A 17,452-nucleotide genomic window follows, 5' to 3' on the forward strand; every position below is an offset into this window, starting at 1 on the left:
CAAAGAGGGACAAGATGTTACGAATCAGCGACGTCATAGAGTTAGCGATGGTGAGTCGTAAAACTATCTATAACGCGATCAACAGCGGCCGGCTGAAGTACCAGCTGGTCAACGTTGATAATCGTCAGGTTCGTATGTTTTTCGAAGAGGACGTCTTCGAAGCGTTCCCCAAAACCAGCCGGGTTAGCACCACTCAGGAACAGGAAGTGCAGGCGCTGCGAGAGGAAGTGGCCTCCCTCAAGTTTGCGCTGGCGGAGCTGCAAAAAGCGGTCAACGCCATGGATCCTGAGGGTAAGTACGAAATGACCAGCGTAAAAGAGCCGTCAAAAACGCCCGACCGCTAGCCGGCGGCCGGGCGCCGCGTTATCAGACGATATCGTCCACCACGCCGCCGTCAACGCGCAGCGCCGCCCCCGAGGTCGCCGAGGCCTGGGTCGAGCAGACGTACACCACCATATTCGCCACCTCCTCCACCGATGCCGCGCGCTGAATCACCGACGCGGGGCGATGGGCCATGACAAACTCTTTCGCCAGCTGCTCCAGCGGTTTCCCGGTCCTCGCGACTTCTTCTTTCATCATTTCGGCAAAGCCGTCGGAAAGGGTGGGGCCCGGCAGCACGCTGTTGACGGTGACGCCGCTGCCGGCGACGTATTTCGCCAGCCCGCGCGCCAGCGACAGCTGGGCGGTTTTGGTCACCCCGTAGTGGATCATATCCGCCGGAATGTTGCGCGCCGACTCGGAGGAGATAAACACCACCCGGCCCCAGCCTTTTTGCACCATCGCCGGCAGCAGGGCCCGCGATAAGCGCACGCCGGACATCACGTTGGTCTGCCAGTAGTTTTCCCAGGTCTCGTCATCGGTTTCGTAGAAATCCTGCGGGCCATAGATGCCGGCGTTGTTGACCAGAATATCGATGCCGACCAGCGCCTGCAGCAGCTGATTCACGCCCTCGGCGTCGCTCAGGTCGGCGACCGCCGGACGCGCGCTGGCGCCGGGGACTTCGTTTTGCAACCGGGCGATGGCCGCGTTAACGCTGCGCTCGCTGCGTCCGTTAATGACGACCTCAGCCCCGCTGGCGGCGAGGCCTTTGGCGATAGCGAAGCCAATCCCCGCCGTTGATGCGGTCACCAGCGCGACCTTCCCCGATAAATCAATCTTCATAACCCTGGCCTTCTTGCGTGAGTAACAGACCATTAAGCGTAGCAGCTGACGCCTGCGCCGGGCGGGGAGAGAGGTTGCAAGGTGTTAATAGCCCATCTGTTTATTGACCAGATTTTTCAGCGGCAGCGCCTGCTGCAGACGCTGAATATTTTCCAGCAGCTGACGGGCGATCACCTGCGCCGGGGCGATGGAGGCGATATGCGGAGTGATGACCACCCGCGGATGCGACCACAGCGGATCGGCGTCCGGCAGCGGTTCGACGGGAAAGACGTCCAGCACCGCGCCCGCCAGCCGGCCGCTGTCCAGCGCCTGCAGCACGTCGTGATTTACCATATGCTCGCCGCGTCCGCAGTTGATCAGCACCGCTCCGGCCGGGAGCTGGTCGAGCAGGGGCTGCGCGAGGATGCCGCGGGTCTGCTCGGTGAGCGGCAGCACGTTGATCAGCGCGTCCAGTTCGCCCAGGAAACCAGCGGCCTGCGCATCGCCGTGGTAGCAGCGCACGCCCGCCAGCCGCTTTTCGCTCCGCGCCCAGCCGGAGACGCAGTACCCCAGCCCGGCAAGACGGGCGGCGATGTAGCCGCCGATTTCACCGAGCCCCATCACTCCGACGCGAAAATCGCCGGCGGCCCGCTGCGGGTAGGCCTGCCACACCCGCTCGCGCTGATGCGCCAGCATGCGGTCAAAATGGCGCTGAAACCACAGCACGCCCCACAGCGCATATTCGAACATCCCGTGACGGAAATCTTCGTCCACCACCCGGCATAGCGGAACCTGGCTGGCGAACACCTCTTCGGGAAGGTGGTCAACCCCGGCCGAAGCGGCCTGGATAAGCTTTAGCTCCGGCGAGCGGGCCAGCAGCTGAGGATCGGGAAACCAGCAGCTGGCATACTCCGCGCGACCTGCCGCCGGATGGTCGGGGAGGACCGCCGTCACGTCGGGGAAAAGGCGCAGCGCGTCGCAAATCTCGCGGGCGTAGTTTGGGTCGTTGCAGTCGACAACGATAGTCAGGTTCGGCATAGGCGTTAGTCTTTATAAGAGGTGTCGAGGCGGTTAAGGCGGCGCAGCCACGCCTGCCAGACCAGCTGGCGCTCGTGCTCCACGCCCATCAGCTGTTCGCAGGCGTGCTGGCTCAGGTGCGCCGGGATGAGGTGAATCGGGCTGAGCGGAGCGAGCTGGGCGGCGGCCAGCTGAATTTCGCAGGCGCGGTTGAGGTAGTACATGATGCAAAACGCATCGGCGACGCTGCGTCCCACCGACAGCAGCCCGTGGCTCTGTAAAATCATGGCGATATTATCCCCGAGCGAGCGCTGAATACGCTCGCGTTCGTCGAGGTCAAACGCCACCCCTTCATACGGGTGATAGCCGACGCGCTGATAAAACTCGGTGCTGATCTGGTTAAGCTGCAGCAGGCCATCCTGACAGGCTGCGACCGCCATGCCCGGCAGAGTATGGGTGTGGATCACGCAGTGGGCATCCTCCCGCGCCATATGCACCGCGCTGTGGATGGTAAAACCGGCCGAGTTAGCCGGAGCGTGGCCTTCCACCACCTTGCCCTGCATGTCGACGACAATCAGATTGCTGGCGGTCACCTCATCGAACATCATGCCGAACGGGTTAATCAGAAACCGTGGTTCGCCGTCGCCCGGCAGGCGCACGGAAAAGTGGGTATAGAGGGTATCTTCCCAGCCAAACAGCGCCGCCAGGCGGTAGGCGGCGGCCAGATCCTGGCGCAGTTCACGTTCAGTAGCCATTTATTGTACTCCCATAAATTCACGGATGCGGGTCAGTGGCGGATCGCCGGCGCCGTCGCGGATGCGCCGTGGCGGCACATCGCTGACCACCACGCCGTTTTCCATCATCACCACCCGGTCGGAAATGGATAGCGCGAAGTCCATCTCGTGGGTCACGATCAGCATCGTCATCCCTTCGCGGGCGAGAGACTGAATCACCTTCAGCACTTCGCCGACCAGCTCCGGATCCAGCGCCGAGGTGGGTTCGTCAAACAGCATGATGTCCGGTTTTAAGGCCAGCGCCCTGGCGATGGCGACGCGCTGCTGCTGGCCGCCGGAGAGCTGCCAGGGGTACTTTTCGGCGTGGGCCAGCAGCCCGACGCGGTCCAGCAGATAGAGGGCCTGCTCTTTTGCCGCGCGGCGATCGGCCAGTTTGTGGTACAGCGGGGCGAGCATGACGTTGTCGAGCACCGACCGATGAGGAAACAGGTTGAAGCTCTGGAAAACCATGCCGATGCGGCGTACGCCGGCGCGCATCTGCGGCTTATCGACGATCGCCGCGCCTTTCAGGTAATCTTCGCCGTAGAGAATAATTTCCCCGCCGTCTAGGCTTTCCAGGGCGTTGATGGTGCGGATGAGGGTGGTTTTGCCCGACCCGGACGGCCCGATGATGCTGATGACCTCGCCGTTATCGACCTTCAGGTCGATGCCTTTCAGCACCTGATGCTGGCCCCAGGATTTTTCGATCGCCCGCAGGTCGAGAGCCGGCGGGCTGCCGCTGGCGGCTTCGGCCTTCACCGCCTGCGGCGGCGCTTTCAGGCTCTGGCGCAGGGTCTCGCATTCGGCGTCGTTGAAGGTTTGCGGGCGCTTTTGCTGAATATCGAGCCGGTTTTCCAGCGCCCGGAACAGCCAGGTAAATACCGTCACCACCATCACGTAGTACACCGCTACCGCCAGCAGGGTCTCCATCACGAGGAAGTTCTGCGCATACAGGCGCTGGCCGGTGAGCAGCAGTTCCGGCAACGAGATCACCGACAAAATCGAGCTGAGTTTAATGATGGTGATGTATTCATTAATCATCGTGGGCAGCGAGATGCGAAACGCCTGCGGGATAATAATCAGGCGCTGAATGCCGATAAAGCTGAAGCTTAAGGCGTGACCGGCTTCGCTTTGTCCTTTCGCCACCGAAATTAAACCGCCGCGATGAATTTCCGCCATATAGGCCGCCTCGGTGACGGTCATCGAGACCAGGCCGGCAATAAACGGAACGCCGAGCAGCGGCTGGGTGGCCGGAAACAGCTGCGGCAGGTTATAGACAAATACCAGCAGCACCATTAGCGGCACGCTGCGGAAAAACCAAATATAGAGTTCGACGGGAACCTTCAGCCAGCGCGGGCCGGAGAGCTTCGCGCAGGCTAAAAGAAAACCTAATACCAGGCCAATAAACCACGACAATGCACTGACGACGATGACGGTCACGCACGCCTGCCAGAATGTCCCAATGCTAAATAACGAGAAAAAGTATCCCCAATCGAACTCCATACCGACTCCTGTTGCGCATTGGCTTGATCGTATTTAATCGATGCGTTCTAAGTTGTATTTCTTGATGATGGCGTCATATTTGCCGTTGGCTTTTAAGGTGGCTAACGTCGATTTAATCGCTTCCACCAGTTCGCTATTGCCTTTGCTGACGTAAATCCCCAGCGGCAGGGGGTAGACCAGCCGCGTGGAGCTGATTGCCAGCCGTCCGCGGCTCTTGTCGACAAGAATTTGCGCCGCCGGAGCGATCTCTAACTGCGCGTTAATGTTTTTCGATATCAGGGCCTGAGAGACTTCCGGGGCGGTCGGGAACTCCTGAATGCCGATCGCCGGTTTGCCGTTTTTCAGGCAGTACTCATCGGAGTGATTTTTCAGGCTGGCGACCCAGCTGGTGCCCTGCTGCAGCCCGACCTTGACGCCGCAGAGATCATCTTCCGTTTTCGGCTGAATATCGCTGCCTTTCAGGGCGATAATCGACGCGCCGGATAAGGCGTAAGGCACGGCGTCGGCCTGTTTAAGGCGCTCCGGCGTGACGTACATCCCGGAGATTACCGCGTCATATTTCTTGCCAATCCCCAGAATCAGGCTGGTGAATTTGGTGTCGATCAGCTGCGGTTTGGCCTTCAGCTGCTCGGCAATCAGCGCGGCGAACTCCGGGTCGAGGCCGACGATGTTGTTATTGCTGTCGTAGGATTCAAACGGCGGATAGGTCACCTCCATCCCGACTTTAAATACGCCATCCGTCAGCAGTTCTGCCGCCTGGGTCAGCGGTGAAAAGCAGGCGGCGACGGCGATGCCCACCGCCACACGGCGCGAGAGCTTATGGAGCGTTTTTTTCATCATGTATCCTCACGGGTTAGTAACGGTTTTTTGCTGGGCTTGTTTTTTCAGATGGCCAAAGGTGTTGGTGCCGCGGGCGCGCTCCGGGAGCTGCAGCTCGCCTTTGTTGACCTTCTCGCGCAGGTAGCGGTAGGTCTGCAGCGCCTGGCTCCACATATGCTCGCCGATGCTCAGTTCCTGATAGTCGCTGGCCTCCCCGGCGGTTAAAAAGTTGGGCAGCGGGCGGATCAGGGTGTGGTAATCGCAGGCGAAGAACAGCGGGAAGGAGTAGCGCTCCTGCGGCACCTTGCGGACACGGTGGGCTGTAGCAACAAATGTGCCAGCGCTTAGCACTTCCAGCATGTCGCCGATATTGATCACGAAAGCCTCTTCGCCGGCGGCGTTCTTCAGCGGCGGCGCGTCAATCCAGGCGCTATCTTCATTCAGCACCTCAAGGCCGGGCTGGTCGGCGAGCAGCAGGGTGAAGCATTCGTAATCGGTGTGTGCACCAATACCGGGAACGTCTTCGGCGCTGGCGTCAAAGGGGTAGTGGATCAGGCGCAGCTTCGACGGCGGGCAGGTCACCATCGCCTTGAAATACCCCTCCGGCAGGCCAAGGGCGAGGGCGAAGGCGTCAAACAGGCGATGGCCGAGGGCAAACACGGCTTCATAGTAGGCCAGCACCCGGGACTGAAACTCGGGCAGCTGCGGCCACTCGTTGGCGCCAATCAGCGGCGTGCCGGCCAGCACAAACGGATGGTCATCCGCGGCCTGAAAGCCAATATCAAACGCTTCTTTGTGGTCCGGTTTACCGGAGCCGTAGATCTCTTCCCCTTCCGGGACGTAGCCTTTGTGGCTGCGGGAGTGGCCGATGTAGTACTGCATCTTTTGATCCATCGGTAGGGCGAAGAGCCGTTTGGCCGCCGTGCGGATCCCGGCGATCAGCTCAGGGTCAATGCCGTGGCCGGTGATGTAGAAAAAGCCGACCTCCCGCGCCGCTTTGCCGATGGTGTCGGCGACGGCCTGACGTTTTGCCAGGCTATCGCTGGCAAGATCGCTGATATCGATGGTCGGTAACTCAGTGAAAGAACTTTTTGCGACGCTCATTACGACAGATCCTTTTCGGTTAGCGATAAAAACTCGGCGAAATGCTGCTGTTCATGTTTCGCCATCCACGCATTCAGCGACCACAGGTCGGCCACCGGGACGTTGGTGAACGGCAGGTGGTGCAGATAGCCGTCGGGGCCAAACTCGGGCGTCAGGGTGGTCTGCTGATACCCGCGCCGACGCTGCGACTGCCAGACCTGCTGCCAGAAGCGCTGCTGGAACCCCAGCGCAGCCTGATATTCCGGCGCCGCCGGATGCGGCACCTGCGGCCCCTGGTCGTAGCCGGCGCGGGCCTGAACGTGGTGGACGCGGTCGATAAAGGCGCTGAAATCATCGCAGGGGTCATCCAGCAGTCGCTCGCTCACCACCAGCCAGTGGCTGATATCGGCGGTAAAACGCAGCTGCGGCAGCTGCTGGATAATTTCCAGGGTCAGCCACGGGCTATACAGCGAGGTGGCGCGATGGGTTTCAAAGCTGCAGGCCACCTCGCAGGCGGCGGCCAGCTCGTGGGCCCGGCCGAGAAAATCCACCTGCTGTGCCAGCGGCCAGCGGTCGTTGCCGGCCAGCAGATTGACGAAGCGCGGATTCAGCGTCCTGGCGTCTTCAAAGCGGCTTTTTAAGCGCTCCAAATGCTGGCGCGGCGTTTCGGCCTGCGCCGGGATCACGCCGCCGCCGCTAAAGACGATAGCGATATACTCCAGCTCGGACTCCTGCAGGCGTTGGGCCAGCGTCTGGCGCTCATCGGCGCTTAGCGGCACGCGGGCCTCGATGCCGCAGCAGCCGACGCTTTTTAGCTCGCTGAGGGTTTGTTGCCACGGAGTCGTCACGCCCCAGAGGGTGCGAAAAACCTTGAGCTGCATGGTTGGCTGCATTCGGAATCCCCTATGGATATTTCGCGCCCGGCAGGACGCAGAGCATTTCATACAGCAGGTTGGCCGCCAGCTGGGAGGTGTTGCCGCTGATATCGTAAGGCGGGGAGACCTCAACCAGGTCGCAGCCAATCAGGTTCAGGCCGCGGCAGCCGCGGACGATCTCCAGCGCCTGAATGGAGGTCAGGCCGCCGACTTCCGGGGTTCCGGTGCCGGGCGCCCAGATGGGATCGAGGCTGTCGATATCGAAGCTGAGGTAGACCGGGCCTGCGCCCATCTGCTGGCGAACCTCCGCCATTAACGGCGCCAGCGACCGGTGCCAGCACTGCTCCGCCTGCACCAGACGAAAGCCCTGGTCGACGCCCCACTGGAAGTCGCCGGCGGCGTAGCCCTGGGCGCGCTGGCCAATCTGCACCACGCGTTTAAGATCCAGCAGCCCCTCTTCGACGGCGCGGCGGAAGGTGGTGCCGTGGGCGATTTTCTCGCCGAACATCTCGTCGTTGGTGTCGGTGTGGGCATCCACATGAATCAGCCCCACCGGGCCATGTTTTTTGGTCAGGGCGCGGAGAATCGGCAGGGTGATGGTGTGGTCTCCCCCGAGAGTCAGCGGGATGAGCGGAAAACTATTTAAGCCGGTGTAGTAATCCTCGATGATCTGCACCGATTTGAGCAGGCTGTAGGTGTTTATCGGTACGTCACCGATATCGGCCACCGACAGCGATTCAAAAGGCGCCGCGCCGGTTGCCATGTTGTAGGGACGAATCATCACCGATTCGGCGCGGATATAGCGCGGTCCGTAGCGGGTGCCGGAGCGCTGCGACGTGCCGATATCCAGCGGGATGCCAACGAAAGCCGCGTCAAGCCCCTGTAAATCTTCGATAAAAGGCAGTCGCATCATCGTTGCGCGGCCGCCGAAACGCGGCATCTCGTTGCCGCCCTGCGGTTGATGAAAGACGTTGTCCATTTCAGCTCCTGAATCTGACGCACAAATGCTCGATGAGGTGATAGTGCGAAAGATGTACTGGACTTTAAATCGTCTGCTGCAAATACTTAGTTCATTTAACGGTGAACTAATCATGCTCAACGACGGTAGCCTTAACATTCGCCAGCTGCAGATTTTTGAGGCGGTGGCCCGCCTTGAAAGCTACGGCAGGGCCCAGCAGGAGCTGGGAATTTCGGTGTCGGCGATCAGCAACGCGATGTCTCAGCTGGAAGGTCAACTGGGGTTTAGCCTGTGCCAGCGCGGGCGCGGCGGCTTTGCGCTGACCGAGAAAGGACAGCAGTTTTTACAGCAGGCGATTCGCGTGCTCAGCGAGCTGAACGAGCTGGAACGCCAGTCGGCGCTGCTGAAGGGCGAGCACAGCGGCACGATTTGCATCTCGACGCTCGACTCGATTGAAACGGAAACCGCGCTGTCGCTGCCGGTGGTGCTGCGCAGCTTCAGCGATAAGTTTCCCCACGTGCACATCAAACTGATTATCCGCACCCCGGCGGAGCAGCTGAACGGCGTGCTCAACAACCATATCGATCTGGCTATCGGCAGCTACAACTCCCAGGTGCATAACATCATCAGCGAGCCGCTCTATCGCGAGCAGCACTGGCTCTACTGCAGCGACCTGCACCCGATGTTCTTCAGCCGCCAGCTCGATAAAGAGCAGATCAGCCAGTGCCCGCTGGTGACCCGCAGCTACTGGAACACCAGCGATCTGCGGCGGCGCGGCTTCAGTAAAGGCAGCGCCACCGTTGAGACGGTCGATGCGCAGCTGCTGCTGATCCTCTCGGGGAAATATATCGGCTATCTCCCGGAACACTACGCCTGGCCGTGGATCAAGGAGAACCGGCTGCGGGTGCTGCTGCCCAACGAATTCGGCTTCCAGTCGCCGTTCTCGGCGATTTGCAAACGCGGGCGCAGCAACGAGCCCTATCTGAAAGAGTTTCGTAATTTGCTGAAGAAGAATACCGTCGCTAGGCCGAAGTGGAACTATTAAGGGCCGTCTGCCCCTGCGGCGGGCGATCGGGCGCTGGCCGCTGCCGAAGCGCGGGCGACAAAGCGAAAATAGCAGAAGTAGCCGATCGACGCCGTCAGGCAGAGCATATAGCCAAACGACTCGCTGCCCTCTTCGACGGCGTTTTTCACCGCCCGGGCGTAATCCTCGGCGAGGATGGCGAACCACAGGCCGTGCATCCCGAACAGACGCGAGAAGACCAGCACCGCCAGCAGGCCGCTGAGCATCATTCCGTAAAAAGGCGTGCGGGTATATTGCGCCAGCTGCGCAAGGGTCTGGCGGAAATGGATGAGCGGATAAATAAGCGTACAGAGCGTGGAGAAGAGGGCAAACCAGACCCAGCTGCCGTGGGAAATCAGATCGAAGGCCGCGTCCAGCTCGCGGATTAGCATGGCGAGGAAAAAGCCGCCGACGAGAATATTGCAGTAGCGCAGAAGCGCATATTGCTTTGCCAGGCAGAAGTGAATCAGCACGATTGCCGCCAGCACCAGCTCCTGCATGATTTCGGTGAGCGAGATTTCCGCAATGTTGTTATCGAATACCCGTACGTCAATCCATAGACAGAGTACCGCGACGGCGGAGGCGGCGCCTGCGCCGAGGAAAAAGAGAAGGCTTCTGAGTACAGACATTAGCACCACGTTAGATATTGAAAAACAATATGGTAAGTGCCGTGTTTATAACTTCCTCTTCACTTCGTGCTCCTTTTCCGCGGTTTTTTAACCTATCGAGCTTTTTTGCGCCCAGGTCGGCGCCAAACGGCCGCGCGGCCTGGGACAGCCCGACGGGTTACTGGCTCATGCTTAAAATCGTGCGGATGTTGCGGGCGCTGGTGGCGATGATATCGATCGCCCCGGTGCGCAGCGCGCCCATAATCGCCATCGCTTTGGTATTTTCAGAGGCAATCGCAATCACGCAGGGGATCTGCTTGAGCTCTTCAACGCTCAGGCCAATCACCCGGTTGTCCATCACCGTGTTGACGTGCTCGCCGCGGGAGTTGAAGAAGTCGTAGCCGGCGACGTCGCCGATGACGCCCTGGTTAATGCTGGCATCGTTGATCTCCTGCGGCGTGAACCAGCCCAGCTTCACCATGTAGCTCTCTTCGTTCATGTCGCCGATGCCAACCAGTGCAATATCGGCTTTGCGGGCGCGATCGAGGGTCTCTTTAATGGTGCCGTTCTGCAGCAGCAGCTCTTTTAGCTGCATGTTTTCGACATAGGCCGGCGCGTACAGCGACTCGCTGCTGCCGCCAAATTTCTTCGCCAGCAGGCGGCTAATATGATCGGCATTGATGATATCGCCCGGGCGATGGGTGCCGCCGATGCCGCAAATAAAGCGGCAGTCGCGCGCCTGGATGGTGCCGGAGAATTCGGCGACCGCCGCCACGTTGCGACCCTGACCTACCGCCACCACCACGTTATCTTTCAGCATATTGTTAAGGTGGCTGGAGACCAGGGTAGCAACCTGGCGACGCTGCTCCTCTTCATCGTTATGGTCGAGGGCGATAAGCGCGCGGCTGATGGGGAAACGATCTTTGAGCTGCTTCTCAAGCTGGGTGCTGAAGATCGGGTGGTAGCGGACGTTGATCTCGACGATCCCTTCTTCTTTTGCCCGTTTCAGCAGACGTCCGACCTTAATACGCGAGAAGCCAAATTTGTTGGCAATCTCTTCCTGCGTTATCTCATCACTGTAGTAGGCTACGGCAATCTCGGTGAGTAGCTCATACTCCTGGGACGCGCTCGATTTTTCCATTCGGCTGCTTTCTCCACGCGGTAGATTAATGTTTAGGGGGTGAACATTTGCTGAAAGTATATCAGAAACGTTTTTACCTCAAGCAGGGTAAGCGCGACGGCCCTCCATGAACCCGTCGCGCCTGGGGAAGGGCGGCTAGCTCTCCGGGCGCCCGACCGCTATCTGCTGCGCTTCGGCAAGAATTGACGCAAAGGCCTCGGGCCGGTGGGCAAAACGGCCAAGAAAAATGCCGTCAACGTCGGGCCACAGGCGGCTGAGCAGGCCTGGGCCCGCGCTTCCGCCGTAGATAACCTGAAACTGCGGGCCGTAATTTTGCCGCAAATGCGCGCGCAGCTCCCGGCAGACGTGGCGGATATAGTCGTCGCTGGCGGGCTTTGGCGCGCCGATGGCCCACTGCGGCTCCCAGGCAAAAATCGTCGGCGGCAGCGCGTCGTCTCCGCGGTGCGCCAGCAGCTCCTGCACCTGACCGATGGCCCAGGCGGCGGCATCTTCAGCGCGCATTTGCTGCTCTTCACCAATACAAACGACCGGCGTGAGATGAGTTGCGTAGGCCATATCGATCTTCTGGTTGATGACGTCGGTGGTTTCGCCGAAGTGGCGGCGCCGTTCGGCATGGCCGAGCTCGACGTAGCGGCAGCCCATCTCCTGCAGCATGGCGGCGCTGCTCTCGCCGGTCCAGGCGCCGGGCGGGGTGGCGCAGATATTCTGCGCTCCCGTGGCCATTGCCGTTCCCTCAAAGCAGCGCAGCGCCTCCGCCACCGCCGGCATTGCCGGGAAGGTGAACAGCTGCAGCCGCGCCGTCAGCTCTGCCGGCTGCTGGCGCAGCAGCTCGGCAACCTGCTGGCACCACGCCCGGGTTTGGCCATAGCCAAAATAGGTTTTATGGCTGGTGCCGACGATGGGGCTTAGGGACATACGTTCTCCCGGGGTTCTTGAGTTTCTGCGTTATCGCTCAGGCAGGCGCCCACCGCGGCGATAATCATCGCCAGCGACACCGCGCCGGCGTCCGGCGTGCCGAGGCTGCGCTCCGCCAGCGGGCGGGCGCGGCCGATTTTCGGCAGCAGCTGGGCGGTATCCTGCGCGCTCTGGCGGGCAACGCGTTCGGCTTTATCCCAGGCCTGCGCGAGCGAGAGACCCTCGTCCGTTGCCGCGCTCAGCGCCTGGCTAAACGGCAGCAGCACGTCGACCAGGGTTTTATCGCCGGGTTTGGCTTTGCCAAAATGCATCACCCCGGCGTTGGCTTTGGCGATGGCCAGCGCAACCCGCGCGGCGTCAGGTTTTTCCTGATTGCCGATGGTGATACCCAGCGTATTAAGAATCACGCCCCAGATGGCGCCAGAGGTACCGCCGGCCTCATCGGCCCAGGCGTCAGCGGCGAATTGTAGCAGGGTACCGGCTCCGGCGCCCTGTTCCAGCACCTTTTTCGCCGCGCTGCGGGCGGCAACGACGCCGCGCTCCATACCGATGCCGTGGTCGCCATCGCCGGCGATGGCATCGATACGGCCAAACTCCTCGGCGTTATCAATCACCGTTTGCGCGACGGCGTCAACCATCCGCATCACCTTAACGGCGACCTCTTTCGATTCGGCGCTGCCCTGGGGAATTTTGACCTCGCCGCTCTGCTCCAGGCGCTGCGGATCGAGAGGGACGTGCGGCAGGACGGAGCCGCGGCTAAAGGCGGGAGTGGTGGCCGGGGCAAGCCACAGGGCCTCCAGTTCGTCATCAAACCAGACGAAGGTCATCGACATCCCGGCCATATCAAAGCTGGTGACAAACTCGCCAATCTGAATGTCAGCCACTTCGACGCCGGCTTTCTGCAGCAGCGGCTGCACGTCGTGCCAGAAGACGAACAGCTCTTCATATTTCACCGAGCCAAGACCGTTAATGATCACGCCCAGGCGCGCGCCTTTGGTTTGCGCGATAGCCTGCGGGCGCTCTTCCAGCAGGGTGCTGGTGAGCATCTGCGCCAGCTCGTGCGACGACACGGTGTCCAGCTCGCTAATGCCCGGTTCGCCGTGGATCCCCATGCCAAAGCCCATCTTCCCTTCCGGAATGGTAAACAGCGGATGCTCCGCGCCGGGGAAGGTGCAGCCGCTGAAGGCGAGGCCCAGCGAGCGCGTTTGCTCGTTGGCGCGGCGGGAGATAGCCAGCACCTCGGCCAGGGAATCGCCGCGCTCTGCGGCGGCGGCGGCGGCTTTAAACACCACCAGATCGCCGGCTACGCCGCGGCGCTTCTCTTTTTCAGCCAGCGGCGCGCTGGAGACGTCGTCGGTGATGGCCATGGTTTCACAGGGAATCCCCTCGGCGCGCAGCCGCTCGCAGGCGAGACCGAAATGGAGCACGTCGCCGGCGTAGTTGCCGAACATCAGCAGCACGCCGCCGCCGTTATTGGCCGCCCGCGCGACGGAGCAGATTTGCTGCGCCGAAGGTGAGGCGAAAAGATTGCCCATCGCCGCGCCGTGGGCCAGGCCCTGACCGACCAGCCCGGCGAAGGCGGGGTAGTGCCCGGATCCGCCGCCGACCACGACGGCCACGCTGCCCTGCCTGCTTTGCGTGTTACGTACGACCCCGCCCGGAACCTGGCGCACCATTGACGCGTGGGCGCTGACGAAGCCCGCCACCATTTCTTTTGCGAAGTCTGACGGTCGGTTAAAAATCCAGCTCATTTTGTCTTCTCCAGATGATTTGTATTTAGTTTCCCAGCCGCCAGTTTCTGGCCATTTGTACCATCACAAATGAACGCTAGCAGATCACATGAATCAATCAAATGTTCAGCAGGTGGATATGTGATCGAGGTCGTGATTTGCTTAATAAAGCTATTTTTTGTGCTACAGCCCCTTTTTTAACCGTCGTTTTCTTGCTAAACCTTATTGCATACGAACAACTAGTGAACTTTAGTTCAGTTAAGCGGCCGGTAATTCCAGCCTGAATCCATCACACGATCGGCTTCTGAACATAAGTTTGATACTAACGCTGTCATTAATGAGGTAAGAAAAATGTTGAAAGTCGCAATCGGCGCGGATGATGCTGCGACCGGACTTAAAAATCTGGTAAAGGAACATCTTCAGCAGCGGGACATCGAGGTCGTTGATTTTAGCCACGACGTGGTGGGAAATGAGCAGATCTACCCGGATATCGCCTTTAACCTGGCTTCGGCTATCCGCGAAGGCACCTTTGAACGCGGGCTGCTATTTTGCGGTACCGGCATCGGGATGGCGATTGTGGCGAATAAGGTGCCCGGCATTCGCGCCGCGCAGTGTCATGACGTTTACTCGGCCGAGCGCGCCCGCAAAAGCAACAATGCGCAAATCATGACCCTCGGCGCGCGGGTGGTGGGCAGCGAGCTGGCGCTGATGCTGGTCGATACCTGGCTTGCCTCCGAGTTTGAAGCCGGGCGTTCCGGGCCGAAGGTGCAGCGTATCGATTACTACGAAACGCTGGTTCACCCGGACGGTGCGGCCCGCGCAGACGAATAAAGGAGTCATCACGATGACCATTCTGGAAAAACTGAAAGAAGTGACCACCGTTGTCGCGGACAGCGGTGATATCACCGCGATCCGTGAGTACCATCCGCAGGATGCCACAACCAATCCGTCGCTGATCCTCAAAGCCGCCGCGCAGCCGCTCTACCGTCCGCTGATCGAACAGGCCATCGCCTGGGCCGGCGAGCAGGGCGGCACGGCGCAAACGCGGCTGATTAACGCCAGCGATAAGCTGGCGGTAAATATTGGCCTCGAGCTGCTGGGGCAGGTGCCGGGCAAAGTGTCGACGGAGGTGGATGCCCGCCTCTCTTACGATCGTGGGCTGTGCGTGGCGAAAGCGCGCAAGCTGATTCGCCTGTATGAGCAGGCCGGAATCGATCGCTCGCGGGTGCTGATCAAGCTGGCCGCGACGTGGCAGGGGATTAAGGCGGCGGAAGAGCTGGAGCGCGAAGGCATTCACTGCAACCTGACGCTGCTCTTTTCATTTGCCCAGGCGCGCGCCTGCGCCGAAGCGGGAGTATGGCTGATTTCGCCGTTCGTCGGGCGAATTTACGACTGGTATCGCGAACGCGACCTGCTGAAGGACGATGCGGCGGAGAACGATCCTGGCGTCGTCTCGGTGCGCAATATTTACGATTACTATAAGAAGCACCGCTACCCGACGGTGATCATGGGCGCCAGCTTCCGCAAAACGGCGCAGGTAATTGCGCTGGCCGGCTGCGATCGCCTGACCATTGCTCCGGCGCTGCTGGAGGAGCTCAGCCGAATGGAGGGCGATCTTCGCGTTGCGCTGGTGCCGCCGCAGGCCGGCGAAATGCCGCCGTCGCCGCTCACCGAGTCCGAGTTTTACTGGCTGCACAATCAGGACCCGATGGCGGTTGATAAGCTGGCGGAAGGCATTCGCCTGTTTGCCCAGGACCAGCAAAAGCTGGAGGCGATGCTCAGCGAGCTGCTGGAAAAACAGGAGGCGGACGATGTCATCGCGTAGAGAACTGGCCAACGCTATTCGTGCGCTGAGCATGGACGCGGTACAGAAAGCCAAATCCGGCCACCCGGGTGCCCCGATGGGTATGGCTGACATTGCCGAAGTCCTGTGGCGTGATTTCCTGAACCATAACCCTAACAACCCGGCCTGGGCCGACCGCGACCGCTTCGTGCTCTCCAACGGCCACGGCTCGATGCTGATTTACAGCCTGCTGCACCTCACCGGTTATGACCTGCCGATTGAAGAACTGAAAAACTTCCGTCAGCTGCACTCCAGAACCCCGGGCCACCCGGAAGTCGGCTACACCGCCGGCGTGGAAACCACCACCGGCCCGCTGGGCCAGGGGATTGCCAACGCCGTCGGCATGGCGATTGCCGAGAAAACCCTGGCGGCGCAGTTCAACCGTCCGGGCCACGATATCGTCGACCACTTCACTTACGCCTTCATGGGCGACGGCTGCATGATGGAAGGCATTTCTCACGAAGTGTGCTCCCTGGCCGGTACCCTGAAGCTGGGCAAGCTGGTGGCGTTCTATGACGACAACGGCATCTCCATCGACGGCCACGTTGAAGGCTGGTTCACCGACGATACCGCCAAACGCTTTGAAGCCTACGGCTGGCACGTGGTGCGCGGCGTGGACGGCCACGACGCCGATGCCATCAAGCGCGCGGTGGAAGAAGCGCGCGCGGTGACCGACAAACCGTCCCTGCTGATGTGCAAAACCATCATCGGCTTCGGTTCGCCGAACAAAGCAGGCACCCACGACTCCCACGGCGCGCCGCTGGGCGACGCGGAAATCGCGCTGACCCGCGAGGCCCTGGGCTGGCATCACCCGGCGTTTGAAATCCCGTCTGACATCTACGCGCAGTGGGATGCCAAAGAGGCCGGCCAGGCGAAAGAAGCGGCGTGGAACGAGAAGTTCGCCGCCTACGCCAGCGCCTTCCCGCAAGAAGCCGCCGAGTATACCCGCCGTATGAAAGGCGAGATGCCGGCGGACTTCGACGCGAAAGCGAACGAGTTTATTGCGAAGCTGCAGGCGAACCCGGCGAAAATCGCCAGCCGTAAAGCGTCGCAGAATGCGATTGAAGCCTTTGGCCCGCTGCTGCCGGAATTCCTCGGCGGCTCCGCTGACCTCGCGCCGTCCAACCTGACCATCTGGTCCGGCTCGAAGGCGATTAACGAAGACACCGCCGGGAACTACATCCACTACGGCGTGCGTGAATTCGGCATGACCGCAATTGCCAACGGGATTTCCCTGCACGGCGGCTTCCTGCCGTACACCTCCACCTTCCTGATGTTCGTGGAGTATGCCCGTAACGCGGTGCGCATGGCGGCGCTGATGAAACAGCGTCAGGTGATGGTCTACACCCACGACTCCATCGGTCTGGGCGAAGACGGCCCGACGCACCAGCCGGTTGAGCAGGTGGCTTCCCTGCGCGTGACGCCGAACATGAGCACATGGCGTCCGTGCGACCAGGTGGAATCGGCGATTGCGTGGAAATACGGCGTGGAGCGTCACGACGGCCCGACGGCGCTGATCCTGTCGCGTCAGAACCTGGCGCAGCAGGAGCGTACGGCAGAGCAGCTGGCGAACGTTGCCCGCGGCGGCTACGTGCTGAAGGATTGTGCCGGCCAGCCGGAGCTGATCTTCATCGCCACCGGTTCAGAAGTGGAGCTGGCGGTTGCCGCGTGGGACAAACTGACCGCTGAAGGCGTGAAAGCGCGCGTGGTTTCCATGCCGTCTACCGACGCGTTTGACAGGCAGGACGCGGCGTACCGTGAATCCGTACTGCCGAAAGCGGTCTCTGCCCGCGTGGCGGTGGAAGCGGGTATCGCCGACTACTGGTTCAAATACGTGGGCCTGAACGGCGCCATCGTCGGGATGACCACCTTCGGCGAGTCTGCGCCGGCGGAGCTGCTGTTCGAAGAGTTTGGCTTCACCGTTGAGAACGTTGTCGCGAAGGCGAAAGCGCTGCTGTAGCCGGCGGTAAAATATTGTGCTGCC

The 17,452-nt window shown here is 60.8% G+C and carries 17 protein-coding genes; 5 read left to right on the plus strand and 12 right to left on the minus strand.

The window, feature by feature from the left end:
- The first annotated feature begins 14 nt into the window (after positions 1-14).
- Positions 15-344 carry a DNA-binding protein gene (locus AC1M2H_RS06465; protein ID WP_426812196.1) on the plus strand — a complete coding sequence of 110 codons (330 nt, stop codon included), beginning with the start codon at positions 15-17 and terminating at the stop codon, positions 342-344.
- A 22-nt stretch (positions 345-366) separates the two neighbouring features.
- Here the strand turns inward: AC1M2H_RS06465 and AC1M2H_RS06470 are convergent, their stop codons facing one another.
- The 8 genes from AC1M2H_RS06470 to speB form a co-directional block, all read right to left on the minus strand.
- Complete coding sequence (locus AC1M2H_RS06470) at positions 367-1,161, minus strand: SDR family NAD(P)-dependent oxidoreductase (protein ID WP_480150741.1); 795 nt, start codon at positions 1,159-1,161, stop codon at positions 367-369.
- Positions 1,162-1,245: 84 nt separating this feature from the next.
- On the minus strand, positions 1,246-2,178 hold the full coding sequence (locus tag AC1M2H_RS06475) for a 2-hydroxyacid dehydrogenase (RefSeq protein WP_480150742.1): 933 nt from the start codon (positions 2,176-2,178) through the stop codon (positions 1,246-1,248).
- A 5-nt stretch (positions 2,179-2,183) separates the two neighbouring features.
- Positions 2,184-2,912: a class II aldolase/adducin family protein gene (locus AC1M2H_RS06480; RefSeq protein ID WP_480150743.1), complete on the minus strand. Its 729-nt coding sequence runs from the start codon at positions 2,910-2,912 to the stop codon at positions 2,184-2,186.
- Positions 2,913-4,433, minus strand: coding sequence for an amino acid ABC transporter permease/ATP-binding protein (locus tag AC1M2H_RS06485; RefSeq protein ID WP_480150744.1), 1,521 nt, complete (start codon positions 4,431-4,433; stop codon positions 2,913-2,915).
- A gap of 33 nt (positions 4,434-4,466) precedes the next feature.
- Complete coding sequence (locus AC1M2H_RS06490; RefSeq protein WP_480150745.1) at positions 4,467-5,270, minus strand: ABC transporter substrate-binding protein; 804 nt, start codon at positions 5,268-5,270, stop codon at positions 4,467-4,469.
- Positions 5,271-5,279: 9 nt separating this feature from the next.
- Positions 5,280-6,356: an isopenicillin N synthase family dioxygenase gene (locus tag AC1M2H_RS06495; RefSeq protein WP_480150746.1), complete on the minus strand. Its 1,077-nt coding sequence runs from the start codon at positions 6,354-6,356 to the stop codon at positions 5,280-5,282.
- Positions 6,356-7,216: a sugar phosphate isomerase/epimerase family protein gene (locus tag AC1M2H_RS06500; protein ID WP_480150747.1), complete on the minus strand. Its 861-nt coding sequence runs from the start codon at positions 7,214-7,216 to the stop codon at positions 6,356-6,358. Before AC1M2H_RS06500 ends, AC1M2H_RS06495 begins: the two co-directional genes overlap by 1 nt.
- A 22-nt stretch (positions 7,217-7,238) precedes the next feature.
- A complete protein-coding gene (speB, locus tag AC1M2H_RS06505) occupies positions 7,239-8,189 on the minus strand; it encodes an agmatinase (protein ID WP_480150748.1) in 951 nt (316 codons plus the stop codon).
- Positions 8,190-8,301: 112 nt separating this feature from the next.
- On the opposite strand from speB, the gene AC1M2H_RS06510 reads away from it, so the two are divergent.
- On the plus strand, positions 8,302-9,213 hold the full coding sequence (locus AC1M2H_RS06510) for a LysR family transcriptional regulator (protein WP_426812201.1): 912 nt from the start codon (positions 8,302-8,304) through the stop codon (positions 9,211-9,213).
- On the opposite strand, the gene AC1M2H_RS06515 is transcribed toward AC1M2H_RS06510, so the two are convergent.
- The 4 genes from AC1M2H_RS06515 to AC1M2H_RS06530 all read right to left on the minus strand — a co-directional run bounded on the left by AC1M2H_RS06515 (position 9,210) and on the right by AC1M2H_RS06530 (position 13,646).
- Entirely contained in the window at positions 9,210-9,860 is a 651-nt protein-coding gene (locus AC1M2H_RS06515; protein WP_480150749.1) for a transporter, read from the minus strand. The two genes, AC1M2H_RS06510 and AC1M2H_RS06515, sit on opposite strands and share 4 nt — an antisense overlap.
- 157 nt (positions 9,861-10,017) lie before the next feature.
- Positions 10,018-10,980, minus strand: a complete 963-nt coding sequence (locus AC1M2H_RS06520; protein ID WP_426812203.1) for a sugar-binding transcriptional regulator — start codon at positions 10,978-10,980, stop codon at positions 10,018-10,020.
- Between the two features lie 135 nt (positions 10,981-11,115).
- Positions 11,116-11,895, minus strand: a complete 780-nt coding sequence (locus AC1M2H_RS06525; protein WP_480150750.1) for a triose-phosphate isomerase family protein — start codon at positions 11,893-11,895, stop codon at positions 11,116-11,118.
- Complete coding sequence (locus AC1M2H_RS06530; protein WP_480150751.1) at positions 11,886-13,646, minus strand: dihydroxyacetone kinase family protein; 1,761 nt, start codon at positions 13,644-13,646, stop codon at positions 11,886-11,888. The genes AC1M2H_RS06525 and AC1M2H_RS06530 overlap by 10 nt, the downstream gene beginning before the upstream one ends.
- A 330-nt stretch (positions 13,647-13,976) precedes the next feature.
- Here AC1M2H_RS06530 and AC1M2H_RS06535 point away from each other — a divergent pair, with 330 nt between their 5' ends.
- The 3 genes from AC1M2H_RS06535 to tkt are packed head-to-tail and all read left to right on the plus strand — an operon-like array spanning position 13,977 to position 17,428.
- On the plus strand, positions 13,977-14,456 hold the full coding sequence (locus tag AC1M2H_RS06535; RefSeq protein ID WP_480150752.1) for an RpiB/LacA/LacB family sugar-phosphate isomerase: 480 nt from the start codon (positions 13,977-13,979) through the stop codon (positions 14,454-14,456).
- A 13-nt stretch (positions 14,457-14,469) separates the two neighbouring features.
- Positions 14,470-15,450, plus strand: coding sequence for a transaldolase (tal, locus tag AC1M2H_RS06540; RefSeq protein WP_480150753.1), 981 nt, complete (start codon positions 14,470-14,472; stop codon positions 15,448-15,450).
- Positions 15,437-17,428: a transketolase gene (tkt, locus tag AC1M2H_RS06545; RefSeq protein WP_480150754.1), complete on the plus strand. Its 1,992-nt coding sequence runs from the start codon at positions 15,437-15,439 to the stop codon at positions 17,426-17,428. Before tal ends, tkt begins: the two co-directional genes overlap by 14 nt.
- The last annotated feature ends 24 nt before the right edge of the window (positions 17,429-17,452 follow it).

It is taken from the genome of Klebsiella sp. F11, from assembly GCF_056712265.1.

Excerpts from the sequence above, each read along its gene's own strand:
- AC1M2H_RS06525 (WP_480150750.1), bottom strand. The coding sequence starts at position 11,895 with ATGTCCCTAAGCCCCATCGTCGGCACCAGCCATAAAACCTATTTTGGC.
- AC1M2H_RS06535 (WP_480150752.1), top strand. The coding sequence starts at position 13,977 with ATGTTGAAAGTCGCAATCGGCGCGGATGATGCTGCGACCGGACTTAAA.
- AC1M2H_RS06480 (WP_480150743.1), bottom strand. The coding sequence starts at position 2,912 with ATGGCTACTGAACGTGAACTGCGCCAGGATCTGGCCGCCGCCTACCGC.
- tkt (WP_480150754.1), top strand. The coding sequence starts at position 15,437 with ATGTCATCGCGTAGAGAACTGGCCAACGCTATTCGTGCGCTGAGCATG.
- AC1M2H_RS06485 (WP_480150744.1), bottom strand. The coding sequence starts at position 4,433 with ATGGAGTTCGATTGGGGATACTTTTTCTCGTTATTTAGCATTGGGACA.
- speB (WP_480150748.1), bottom strand. The coding sequence starts at position 8,189 with ATGGACAACGTCTTTCATCAACCGCAGGGCGGCAACGAGATGCCGCGT.
- AC1M2H_RS06470 (WP_480150741.1), bottom strand. The coding sequence starts at position 1,161 with ATGAAGATTGATTTATCGGGGAAGGTCGCGCTGGTGACCGCATCAACG.
- AC1M2H_RS06475 (WP_480150742.1), bottom strand. The coding sequence starts at position 2,178 with ATGCCGAACCTGACTATCGTTGTCGACTGCAACGACCCAAACTACGCC.
- AC1M2H_RS06495 (WP_480150746.1), bottom strand. The coding sequence starts at position 6,356 with ATGAGCGTCGCAAAAAGTTCTTTCACTGAGTTACCGACCATCGATATC.
- AC1M2H_RS06500 (WP_480150747.1), bottom strand. The coding sequence starts at position 7,216 with ATGCAGCTCAAGGTTTTTCGCACCCTCTGGGGCGTGACGACTCCGTGG.
- AC1M2H_RS06530 (WP_480150751.1), bottom strand. The coding sequence starts at position 13,646 with ATGAGCTGGATTTTTAACCGACCGTCAGACTTCGCAAAAGAAATGGTG.
- AC1M2H_RS06510 (WP_426812201.1), top strand. The coding sequence starts at position 8,302 with ATGCTCAACGACGGTAGCCTTAACATTCGCCAGCTGCAGATTTTTGAG.
- AC1M2H_RS06490 (WP_480150745.1), bottom strand. The coding sequence starts at position 5,270 with ATGAAAAAAACGCTCCATAAGCTCTCGCGCCGTGTGGCGGTGGGCATC.
- AC1M2H_RS06515 (WP_480150749.1), bottom strand. The coding sequence starts at position 9,860 with ATGTCTGTACTCAGAAGCCTTCTCTTTTTCCTCGGCGCAGGCGCCGCC.
- AC1M2H_RS06465 (WP_426812196.1), top strand. The coding sequence starts at position 15 with ATGTTACGAATCAGCGACGTCATAGAGTTAGCGATGGTGAGTCGTAAA.
- tal (WP_480150753.1), top strand. The coding sequence starts at position 14,470 with ATGACCATTCTGGAAAAACTGAAAGAAGTGACCACCGTTGTCGCGGAC.
- AC1M2H_RS06520 (WP_426812203.1), bottom strand. The coding sequence starts at position 10,980 with ATGGAAAAATCGAGCGCGTCCCAGGAGTATGAGCTACTCACCGAGATT.